This is a genomic window from Marinifilum sp. RC60d5, assembly GCF_052400665.1.
In the GTDB taxonomy this organism is placed as follows: Bacteria; Bacteroidota; Bacteroidia; order Bacteroidales; family Marinifilaceae; genus JBQTGK01.
On sequence record NZ_JBQTGK010000002.1, the window covers coordinates 113,209 to 124,301 of the forward strand.

Consider the following 11,093-nt stretch of genomic DNA (forward strand, 5'->3'; position numbering starts at 1 on the left):
TTATGGATCGGGTATTTTTTATTCGTCTTTCTTATTTATGAGGCTGGCTTTTTGTACCAATTGCTCAGTAACTTCGGCAATATTATAAAGCAATACCAGTTTTTGTCGGCGGATTCCTCTTTCAGTTTCGTTAAGAATCTCATCAAGTTTTTCTAGTATGGACTGTAAATTTTCATTCGAATCGCAAGGAGTTTGATTCTGGATGGCATTTGCCGCTATCTTAAGAGTTTCCTCAACATCTTTATACATGCCTTGTTCTTTTTCTGTCATGTAATTTGGGGTATTGCGATGAGCTCCCAGAGCGGATAGATATGATAAGAGAGCATGGTTTAGATAGGTAAGAGAGAAAGCTCTTTTCTGAAGTTTCTGATGTTGTTTGGGTTCTAATTTCATTCCACGCCAAGCCATTGCCAGCGAATTGTCGGCCTGATGGGCTTGGTATCTTGAAATGCGATAGGAAAGATCATCTTCGCTAGGCTGATCGTATTCCAGTAAAATACGGCTAAAGTATTCTTTATTCTTAGCAATAGCTATGGCAAGTAGCTTGGGTAATTTTTTGTATTGCCAGTCGGGCCACATAAAACGAACGACAGCAATAGCTAAAATAGCTCCAATTAGGGTGTCTAAAACTCGGGGTCCCATAACAGCAACTCCTCTATCAGCAATGAGATTAAAGGCGGCAATTACAAAAATAGTAACAAACACCACCGATAAGGAATAATTCTTTTTAAGCCATACAAAAAATGCATAGGCAGCAGTTAGCAGCAAAATAATTTGGCCGGCTTTTGTAGGAAGAATCTGTACAATTAAAACACCTGCAATAACACCACTTAAGGTGCCTAAAATTCTTTGGAATAACCTGCGACGTGTTTCGCTATAACTAGGCTGACATACAAATAAACTGGTTAGCAAAATCCAGTGTCCTTTTTCCAGCTTAAAAGCAATAATCAAGATATATCCAATGAGAAAACAGGTGCTCAATCTAATGGCGTATCTAAATTTAGGGTGATTCCAGTTCAGCTGTTTAGAGAATCTTATCCATAAACTTTCTTCGTCGCGATCTACTCTGGGAAGTAATCCTGTTTCCAGATTATAGTTCATATTTTGTAAAGACAAATGCGATTGGGTAAGGTTTTTTAATAGCAAGCCCAAATCATTATGTTTTGAGTTTGATTTCTTTTTTTTGATCTGATTTCTTAACGCGCTGATTGTCCATCGAATAGATACAGGGTGATGATAATCTGTCCCCATTAATAAACTTTTAGATAATTCATGTGCCGCCTGCGATAATTGAATTAATAATTGTCCAAGTCCTTCCAGTATTTCTACATTATCTGAATTTTTACTTAGCAAATCGTATTTTTCGTGACTGGAGGCAGCGCGCTCATGTAAACTTTGTAATAGAATAAATTTATGCAAATAGGGCCGCAGAATATTTTGATCCTCTATTGCATCTGCATAACTGTTTATTACATTTTTACATCGACCAAGAGAGTTGACAAGCTGAATGTTAAGTGTAGCCAAACGGTTACGTGTTTTCTTTTGTACAGATGCATCGCTGGGGAATAATTTTGCTTTTTCTTTCATATAAAGCGATAGATCCTCGAAACCTTCAGCTAACTGTTCTTCTAATAAGCGTTCAGGATGGAAAATTAACAGGCTTAATGAAAGCAGTCCGTAGCAGAGGGCTCCTGCAGGCAGTAAAATAGGTTGTATATACCATTGTGGAGAAATACTTGCACCAAGCATTGTGTAAATAGCAACTAAAAGAGCTCCGAAAGTAACACCTCGGTATCGTTCTCCCAGGCCACCAAGTATTATAAAACTAAGCGTAGAACCAATTAATCCAACACCAAATAATATGGGGTAGGGAGTAAGTATCTCGACCGAAATACTAGAAATTGCAAAACTAACAATGGTAAGCAATAATGCTTTTATTCTTCCTTTTGGATGGTCATCTGTTTCAGATAGAGCACCAGCTAAGGCTCCAAGAGCTAGAGTAACACCAATAAACGATTGATTAAGAATGACAAATGGAATAAGTAAGCTACCCATTGCAATTGCAGCTTTTAAGGCTAATAAACGATTTGGATAGCGCCACAAGTTACGTATTATAAACTCATACCATGTTTTGCCTTGAAATTGATTCATTGATGTTCTGTTTCTCATTTTTCGTGATAAATATGGGGCAAAGATAATACATTGAAGATATTCAACACAAGGGAATTTAAGAATTGGAATTATTGTAATATGATGCTGGGTATAAGTCGTAGGTCTAAATAAAAAAAACAATTTAAATTTTGCTCAGTATCTTTATTTTTGTTGTAGGTTTGAACATTAGGATTTGTCTCCTTATTTCATGTTTTTAATGAAAATTATATTTTAGATCTGGTATTTGATCTTATATGTTTGATCTTTAAGTGTAATAAATTAAAAATCTTATTTTATCTGGGAAATGCAAAGTTATCATTGTAAATTTTCACCCATTTTAAGAAACTTTAAAATCGTAGTGTCCGTATTGTTATTATACGTTTTTAGTCTATGAGAAAAATTCATTTTATAACTTTACTATTTATTTGGATACTGCTAATTAGTATTTCATTTTTGTGGAATTATTCTAATGTAAAAGTAAACAATGAAAAAGTTGTTTTAAATAAATCACAATCTTTTTTTAATCAAATACTTATTTCCAGAAGTTGGAATGCAAGCCATGGAGGGGTTTATGTTCCTATTGATGAAAAAACTCAGCCAAATGAATATTTAAAAGATTCTGCAAAAAATATAACCACCCTTAATGGAATGCAATTAACTAAAGTTAATCCATCCTTTATGACCCGGCAAATTGCAGAACATAATGATAGGCGAAATAATGTTCATTTTCACATTACAAGTTTAAATTGTATCCGCCCTAAAAATAAGCCAACAGAAAAAGAAATACAGGCTTTAAAAAGATTCGAAGCAGGGGAAAATGAAGTTCTGAATTTTGTTGAGTTTCCTGAACCTAGTTATATGTATATGGCGCCCTTACATGCTGAACAGTCTTGTCTTCAATGTCATGGTTTTCAGGGGTACAAAGCGGGTGATGTTAGAGGAGGAATTAGTGTATCATTTCCGGCTAAAGTATATATCGAAGCTATGAGATCACAAATAATTTCCTTATCTGTTGTTCATTTTATTTTATTATTTCTTGGAATTTTGGGAATTGTGTTATTTTATAAAATTAACAATAAGTATTTTGCGATTATTGGTGATAAAAATTTAGAGTTACAACAGACAATTTCTGGTAGAGATAAGCTTTTTGCCATAATTGCTCATGATTTAAGAAGCCCATTTTCGGCTATTTTAGGTTATTTAGATATTTTGCATCAGGATTATAAAGAGTTAAGTGAGGAAGAGATATCTGATTGTATTAACGAAGCCGATAAGGCTGCTCACGATTCATTTGATCTACTTAATAATCTACTTATTTGGGCAAAATCACAACAAGATGGAATTGTTATTGATATTAAAAAAGTAAACCTGTGTCAAATTATAAAGGAAGCTTTATTGCCCCATTTAAATAATGCTAATATTAAAGATATTACAGTTAAAATTGAGGTTTCCGAGGAAATTTTTATTTGTGTTGATGAATTTACATTTCAAAGTATAATTTCTAATATTATAACAAATGCATTAAAATTTACACCCCGAGGAGGTACAATATCAATATCAGCAATAGAAGAAAATGAGTTAGTTAAAATTACTATTTCTGATACAGGAGTAGGAATACCATCGAATAAAATAAAGAAAATTTTTAATGAAGATGTTCTTGTGACTACAAAAGGAACAGATGGTGAAGCAGGAAGCGGTTTGGGCTTAATGCTTTGTAAAGAATTAAGTGAAAAAAATAAGGGGAAAATAAGTATTGAAAGTACTCTGGGAAAAGGAACTAATGTTATTCTTAAATTTCCCAATTGTAATACGAACTTATAGTTCAGAATAAAAATGTTTTCAGAAACAGCTAAAACCTTGTGTTTATTAGTTTAGTGCAAATTTTTAATTGCCAGCTGGTAATGTGAGCAGATATAGTAGCTAATATTTTACATAAAAGATCGATTTAAGTACTATTCTTACTTGTTATCTTCGTCGGTTTTTTTGTTTTTACTAATCCTATTAATTTATTAAATTCTATTCAAATATATTTTTATTTACGAGTAAATAGATATGAAGTATTCTTTAATTTTGTTCAATTAATACTTCTATTTATCAGTAATTTTTGAAAAATACCAGTTGACATATTATGACTAAGATAAAGATAAAAGGAATTCTGAGAATTGTTTTAATAGTTGCATCTATATCCTCCTTGTACTTTGTACCATGGCTTTTGGTAAAAGCATGGATACTTCCTTTGCCAGATACGGTTCAGGAACAGGTAAATGAAGCCATTGATCATGGATTTGATGGCATGGTTGTTTATGTAGATCAAGCTGGTCATGCACCTCAGTATTTTGCTTCAGGCTGGCATAATCGAAAATTGAAAATACCTGCGAAACCTCACGCATTATTTAAAATTGCAAGCATTAGTAAACTGTACGATGCTGTGGCTGTAACCAAATTGGTAAGTGATGGACGTCTTTTTTTGGATAAAACACTAGCTGAATATTTACCAGAACTTGTAGGTCGAATCGAAAATGCAAATAAAATTACTTTACGCTTGATGATACAGCATAGAAGTGGAATTCCTAATTTTACGGACGCTCCAAATTTTTGGGCATCTCCAACACAGACCTTTGAAGAAAGTCTTGCATTGATTCTCGATAAACCAGCCAATTTTAAGCCTGATGAAGATTATGAATATTGTAATACGAACTATCTGTTAATTAATAAGATTATGGATGATGTACTTGCCTATGATAATTTTAAGTTTATTCAGGAGGAAATTCTAAAGCCACTAAATCTTAACAATACTTTTGCGTCTTTAAAAGATGTGAATTTAGAGAATGTAATGAGTGGATATCATGTTGGGCATCCTTTTGATTTAAAGACAGACGAACATGGGATGTTAGCTACAGCAGAAGACGTTGGAATTTTCTTGCGGGCATTAAACGATGGAACATTGTTTAAACCAGGTGAGCAGGAAATATATTCTTCCGTTTATAAGTATGAACATGGAGGTTGGGTTCCGGGATATCAAAGTTTTGCAAAGTATTATAAAGATATTGATGCTGTTATTGTTGAATTTTACAGTACAACAGATTCCAGACTGTATAACTGGAATTTATCAGAAATCATAAACAGTAGAATAGTCAAGATTCTGAAAAAGAGAAAATCTACCCGTCCCGAAGATCTGTAATTAGAAAATAAATATGTTAACTAATAAGCTAAAAGTAATTATCGATACAAGGTTTACACTACTTTTTAATTTGTAACCATTAATTATATTTTGATGCTTACTTCACCTGAAGTTTTGAATCATACGAAAGCAACAAAGTACAATTGTCTTCCTGACATTCTTAAAAAAAAGGATGTATTGTTAGTTGTAAAAACTCTTTAAGGATTAATGTTATAGCTCAAGAAATATTTATTATATTTAAACAACAAAGTCTCAGCCAGAAAGAAATATATCGTTATAATAGGTAGGTTTACTGGAGAGTTGTGGAGTATGAAAAACCATATTACGTTTTAAATAATGATAAAATTTTTATTAGAATGGAAGAGCAAGACCTAGAAAAATTTGCGAATAGTAAGCTTGATGTATTAAGAAAATTAAATTTATCGTCCATTTTTGAGAATACAAGTGATAGTGTTTGGGCTATAAATTCGCATTATGAGATTTTGTTCGCTAATAAGATTTTTATTTCTGCATTTTATTCTAGTTTTGGTATTGAACTTAAGTTAGGTACAAATCTTCTTTTATCACTACCTGAACCAATTCGAGAGGTTTGGAAATTAAGATATGACAAAGCACTAAATAACGAATCATTTTCTTTTATAGATAAAGTTAATATTGGGCTAGAATCATTATATATTGAAGTGTTTATGAATCCTATAATACTTGACAAAAAATTAATTGGAGCATTATTTTTTGGTAAGGATATTACTGAACGTAAACTGGATGAGTTGGCTTTGAAAAATTCACAATTGCTTTTAAAAGCTAGTTTGGAAAGTCAAAAAGATACCATTCTTTTCTCTATAGATAAGAACTATGAGTATTTGTATTTCAATTCAGCACATGCTAAAGTGATGAAATATGCTTATGACAAAGAAATAGAAATTGGCTCTAATATATTGGAATGTATGAGCTCTGAAAATGATCGATTGGTGGCTAAAGAAAATTTCGATCGAGCATTATTGGGTGAGTCTCATTCTAATATCAGAGTATATGGAGATGAAAATAAAGCTTATTACGAAAGTTTTTTTAACCCGATAAGAAATGATGAAAACAAAATTATTGGAACAACAGGCTTAGCTAGGGACGTAAGTCATAGGAAAAAAACAGAGTTGGCTTTATTAGAAAGAGAGAGAGAACTAAAAGAATTAAATACGACCAAGGACAAACTTTTTTCAATTATAGGTCACGATTTATGTAATCCCTTTAATAATATACTTGGGTTTTCGGATTTACTAATTGAAAATTTAAATGATCCTAGCTTTAATGAACATGAAAAATATTTGAAAATTATAAACGACTCAGCTAATAATACCCTTATACTTCTCCAAAATTTATTAGATTGGGCAAAATCACAAACAGGAATGTTGAGTGTCAGGGAAGAAAAATTAATTCTATCTGATATTATTCTTGAAGTTATAGAATTAAAAAAGCCCAATGCTAAGGCAAAAAATATCTCTATAAATTATTATTTAGCCAAGGAAATTAAGATTAGTACTGATAAGAATTTGCTGAAAACAATTCTTAGAAATTTAATTTCTAATGCCATAAAATATACTGAGCCAGAGGGAGAAATACAGATATCTGCGATTCAAAAGAAGGAATGGATAGAGCTTACAGTTTCAGATAACGGAATTGGCATAAGTAAAGAAAAACAGCATAAGCTTTTTAAGTTGTCACTCGAATCCAGTACAATTGGCACAGCAAATGAAAAAGGTTCTGGCTTTGGCTTGCTATTATGTAAAGATTTTATTAAAAAACTCAATGGTAAATTGTGGGTGGAGAGTATTGAAGGGAAAGGAAGTGATTTTAAATTTACATTACCGTTGGGTAAACTCTTAAAATAAAAACGAACTTATTGTAAGAGAAAGTTGTTCGCAATTAAAATTTGCAAAAAAAAACTTGTTGATTCGAATATGTTATTTCCTGTCATTTTTTCATCTTAATCTGTCATTTTTTCAAGAATTTAATTTATTCCATGTCATTGTTACAGTGTTGTTTAGGTTTTAAGTATTGCTCCAGTTATATAAATATATGAAAATCAGTAGAGTGATGTTTTTTAGTATGTTTTGTCTTCCAATTGGCATTTGATTTGACTATCATTAATCGAAATTAATAAAAATTGTTTAACTAAAATTTGGAGGATTAATCATGACATTAGCAAGATTATCAAACAATGCATTTCCATCGTTTCCTTCATTATTTGATAGGTTTTTCGATGGGGATTTAATGGACTGGAACAGAGGTAACTATTCAAGTGCAAATTCAACATTACCTGCAGTAAATGTAAGAGAAGATGATGATGAGTTTAAGATTGAAGTAGCTGCCCCGGGTATGAAAAAAGAAGATTTTAAGGTTAGTTATGATAATGGAAGACTTACCATATCATCTGAGCAGAAGAATGAATATGAAGATAAGGATAAGGACAAAGTTACACGTCGTGAATTTAGTTATCAGTCATTTCAACGCTCATTTACGGTGGCCGAAAATGTAGTAGATGCTGAAAAAATTGCTGCAAATTACGAAAATGGTATTTTATATCTTACATTGCCAAAACGTGAGGAGGTTAAGCCAAAACCAGCAAAACAGATTGAAATTATGTAATATAAAATTGGGACGGTTTATTCTGTCCCATTTTTTTTGCTAAATGTAACTTATTGCAAAAAAAAGGTAGGCATCTGCTGGCTATGATTATTGCTCAAGGTAAAATACATACAATTGTAAGTAATAAGATTTTAAGACTGTATGTAAGCTTGTAATGCAACTTTATTAACAATACTATTATATATTTTATTTGGTGCAGGATATTTAGACAATTTTTAGGTCTGTTGTTTAATTTATCTTGCACCAATTTTATTTTAGATGCTAACATTTCAAAAAAAAATCTTTTTAGGAACATGCTTTAATTAATCTATTTGTATTTTTATAAACTCAGGCAAAAATCACATGGTTTTTTTCCTTGTAATCTTGCAATTTGCAGATTTCGAATTTGATGTTTTTAATTCGGGATCATAAAAAAGATAAATAAGGGAATAAAATCTTATAGAGTATGCGATATAGATTTTAGTGGATTGATTAAAATAGATATTGAAACCTATTTTGGAAGGTATTCTGTTGATCTCAAAATAGAATTTTTAATTTTTTTATGTAATTTTTTGTATTTCGTTAACAATGAATATCACAATAGAAAATATCATCCTTATTGGTTCAATACTGCTTTTTATAAGCATAATTGCTGGGAAAACAAGCTATAAATTTGGTATTCCAACCTTATTACTTTTCCTTTCAATTGGAATGTTAGCTGGTTCTGAAGGTATTGGCAGAATTTACTTCGATGATCCTGGTATTGCTCAATTTATTGGTGTTGTATCACTTAATTTTATTCTTTTTTCCGGGGGAATGGATACGGAGTGGAAACATGTTAAGCCTATTCTTAAGGAAGGACTTGTATTATCAACTCTAGGAGTATTGTTTACTGCTACTACTTTAGGGCTTTTTGTTTGGTGGGTAACAGATTTTAGTTTGTTTGAAAGTTTGTTGCTTGGTTCGATTGTTTCCTCCACCGATGCAGCTGCCGTGTTTTCAATTTTGCGGGGTAAGAATTTAAAGTTAAAAAACAATATTCGACCTACTTTAGAGCTTGAGAGCGGAAGTAATGACCCTATGGCTTATGTTCTTACCATTACTTTTTTATCCTTGGTAATAAATCCTGAGAAGAGTTTTTGGTCTATTCTTTTGCTTTTTTTCCAACAAATGAGTTTGGGAGCATTGGCAGGTTATTTATTTGGACGTTTAAGTAAATTTATCATTAATCGGATTCACCTCGATTTTGAAGGTTTATATCCTGTTTTAGTAATTGCATTAATGTTTATAACATTTGCTGCTACTAATTTTGTAGGGGGAAATGGATTCTTAGCCATTTATATATGTGCGGTTTATTTAGGCAATCATAATCTAATTCATAAGACCAATATCATGCGTATGTTTGATGGTTTGGCCTGGTTAATGCAGATTGTGCTTTTCCTTACACTTGGTTTATTAGTTTTTCCATTGCAAATAATACCTTTATTTGGAATTGGTTTATTGATTGCTGGGGTTCTTATTTTTGTGGCTCGCCCTTTGGCTGTTCTTTTGGCATTGTTACCATTTAAAGCAAAATTTCGAAACAAAGTATTTGTTTCCTGGGTGGGGTTAAGAGGAGCTGTTCCTATTGTTTTTGCAACATATCCATTAATTGCTGGAATAGAGAAAGCTCACTTAATTTTTAATATTGTCTTTTTTATTTCTGTCACCTCAGTTCTAATTCAGGGATCTTTCTTACCTATTATGGCCAAATGGTTAAAAGTTGGTCAGCCCGAAGTACAAAAAATAGTCTCGGCTGCCGAGGCTTTAAATCAGGAGCATCCGAGTAGTATCTTAAAAAAAATTAGCATATCAGAAGGTGCAGATATCGTTGGCAAAAAAGTTGTGGATTTAAATTTTCCACAGAATTCTATTATTGCAATGATTGAGCGTGATAAACAATACTTTACGCCTAATGGTTCCTCTGTTATTGAAGCCAGCGATGTTCTTAATATTATAACTGACAAAAAGGAAAATCTGCAAAAGGTTTATGAGAGTTTGAGCCTAAGTCGCGCAGAAAATAGGTGAATCATTAATTAAATAGGTAATAATTCTTAATTTTACAACCTGTAAATAAATAGATAAAAAGTTGAATTTGTTAAAAAATATCGGAAATAGAATAATTGCTGCACTGGCATTGGCCTTCCTATTTGTTCTTGCCTTATTTTTTGATGTTCAACCTTTAACACTATCTTTTAATAAGTTAGATCCGGGTACTAGTAAGCAAATTTTACTTTCTCAAAATCGAATTGTACCCATTGCTGAAAGTAGCATATTATTTTATAATATTAGTATTCAGCCAGCACCACGGCAATACAATAATGAACAGTTAAATGCATTATTGTTTGAATATAATCAGCAGGTTAAATGTAGCTTAAAACGACAATTTCATTTTCTGGCTACTGTATATCTAAAATATAGGAAGTCCGATTTTCTATTTCCATCTCATTATTTTTGGTAACTCATTTTCTTTTAAAAATATTGGTAAAGACTTTGATGCTTTAATTTATTGACAGTAGTAATAATACTGTCTGATTTTTAAATGTTTAAATAGAAGAAAATGGATATAACAACAACCATTATTGGGCTTGTTATGCTTGGGATTTTTATTGTTCCGGTAGCAATAGTAAGTTCTCGTAACAAAAATAATAACAATGCTTTATTAACAGAGTTAAATTATTTTGCAACGCAGAATAATTGTGAAATTTCAGAACACAACATCAATTCTCAATTTGCTATTGGTATTTCCACATCAGGAGATAAGGTGTTTTTTATACGAAAACAGGGATCAGATCAGGAACTTTTTAAAAGTTTGGTTCCTTTGAAACAGATAAAACAGTGTGTGTTAAAAACTCAAAACAGAACAGTTAAATTGAAGAAAAACACAGAAAATGTAATTGATAAAATTGAGATTAGATTTCAAAGCAAATTAAAAGAAATTAATGAGCTTAGCTGGCTTTTTTATGATTCAACTATTTCAACTGAAGTTATAAATGAATATCAGCTAGCAACGAACTGGATTTCTAGAATAAATAAACACATTTAAAATTGGTAAGATCTAGTGAGGTATTCCTCATTAGATCTTATTAAAAATTAAATTGAA

General features: G+C 31.5%; 8 protein-coding genes. 7 read left to right on the plus strand and 1 reads right to left on the minus strand.

Features of this window, described 5'->3' with window-relative positions; all coding sequences use genetic code 11:
• Positions 1-18 precede the first annotated feature (18 nt).
• Positions 19-2,151, minus strand: coding sequence for a YccS family putative transporter (gene yccS / locus ACT3CE_RS04735; RefSeq protein ID WP_444708609.1), 2,133 nt, complete (start codon positions 2,149-2,151; stop codon positions 19-21).
• A gap of 390 nt (positions 2,152-2,541) precedes the next feature.
• On the opposite strand from yccS, the gene ACT3CE_RS04740 reads away from it, so the two are divergent.
• From ACT3CE_RS04740 to ACT3CE_RS04770, 7 genes are all read left to right on the plus strand, one after another.
• Positions 2,542-3,972: an ATP-binding protein gene (locus ACT3CE_RS04740; protein WP_444708610.1), complete on the plus strand. Its 1,431-nt coding sequence runs from the start codon at positions 2,542-2,544 to the stop codon at positions 3,970-3,972.
• 307 nt (positions 3,973-4,279) lie between these two features.
• A complete protein-coding gene (locus ACT3CE_RS04745; protein WP_444708611.1) occupies positions 4,280-5,332 on the plus strand; it encodes a serine hydrolase domain-containing protein in 1,053 nt (350 codons plus the stop codon).
• 356 nt (positions 5,333-5,688) lie between these two features.
• Positions 5,689-7,215: a PAS domain-containing sensor histidine kinase gene (locus tag ACT3CE_RS04750; protein ID WP_444708612.1), complete on the plus strand. Its 1,527-nt coding sequence runs from the start codon at positions 5,689-5,691 to the stop codon at positions 7,213-7,215.
• Between the two features lie 304 nt (positions 7,216-7,519).
• Positions 7,520-7,972, plus strand: coding sequence for an Hsp20/alpha crystallin family protein (locus ACT3CE_RS04755; protein WP_444708613.1), 453 nt, complete (start codon positions 7,520-7,522; stop codon positions 7,970-7,972).
• A 567-nt stretch (positions 7,973-8,539) separates the two neighbouring features.
• Positions 8,540-10,018, plus strand: a complete 1,479-nt coding sequence (locus ACT3CE_RS04760) for a potassium/proton antiporter (protein WP_444708614.1) — start codon at positions 8,540-8,542, stop codon at positions 10,016-10,018.
• Between the two features lie 67 nt (positions 10,019-10,085).
• Positions 10,086-10,451 carry a hypothetical protein gene (locus ACT3CE_RS04765; protein ID WP_444708615.1) on the plus strand — a complete coding sequence of 122 codons (366 nt, stop codon included), beginning with the start codon at positions 10,086-10,088 and terminating at the stop codon, positions 10,449-10,451.
• A gap of 99 nt (positions 10,452-10,550) precedes the next feature.
• The gene (locus ACT3CE_RS04770) at positions 10,551-11,036 is read left to right on the plus strand and encodes a hypothetical protein (protein ID WP_444708616.1); all 486 of its coding nucleotides are present in this window, start codon (positions 10,551-10,553) and stop codon (positions 11,034-11,036) included.
• Positions 11,037-11,093: the final 57 nt, after the last annotated feature.

Excerpts from the sequence above, each read along its gene's own strand:
- yccS (WP_444708609.1), bottom strand. The coding sequence starts at position 2,151 with ATGAATCAATTTCAAGGCAAAACATGGTATGAGTTTATAATACGTAAC.
- ACT3CE_RS04740 (WP_444708610.1), top strand. The coding sequence starts at position 2,542 with ATGAGAAAAATTCATTTTATAACTTTACTATTTATTTGGATACTGCTA.
- ACT3CE_RS04745 (WP_444708611.1), top strand. The coding sequence starts at position 4,280 with ATGACTAAGATAAAGATAAAAGGAATTCTGAGAATTGTTTTAATAGTT.
- ACT3CE_RS04750 (WP_444708612.1), top strand. The coding sequence starts at position 5,689 with ATGGAAGAGCAAGACCTAGAAAAATTTGCGAATAGTAAGCTTGATGTA.
- ACT3CE_RS04755 (WP_444708613.1), top strand. The coding sequence starts at position 7,520 with ATGACATTAGCAAGATTATCAAACAATGCATTTCCATCGTTTCCTTCA.
- ACT3CE_RS04760 (WP_444708614.1), top strand. The coding sequence starts at position 8,540 with ATGAATATCACAATAGAAAATATCATCCTTATTGGTTCAATACTGCTT.
- ACT3CE_RS04770 (WP_444708616.1), top strand. The coding sequence starts at position 10,551 with ATGGATATAACAACAACCATTATTGGGCTTGTTATGCTTGGGATTTTT.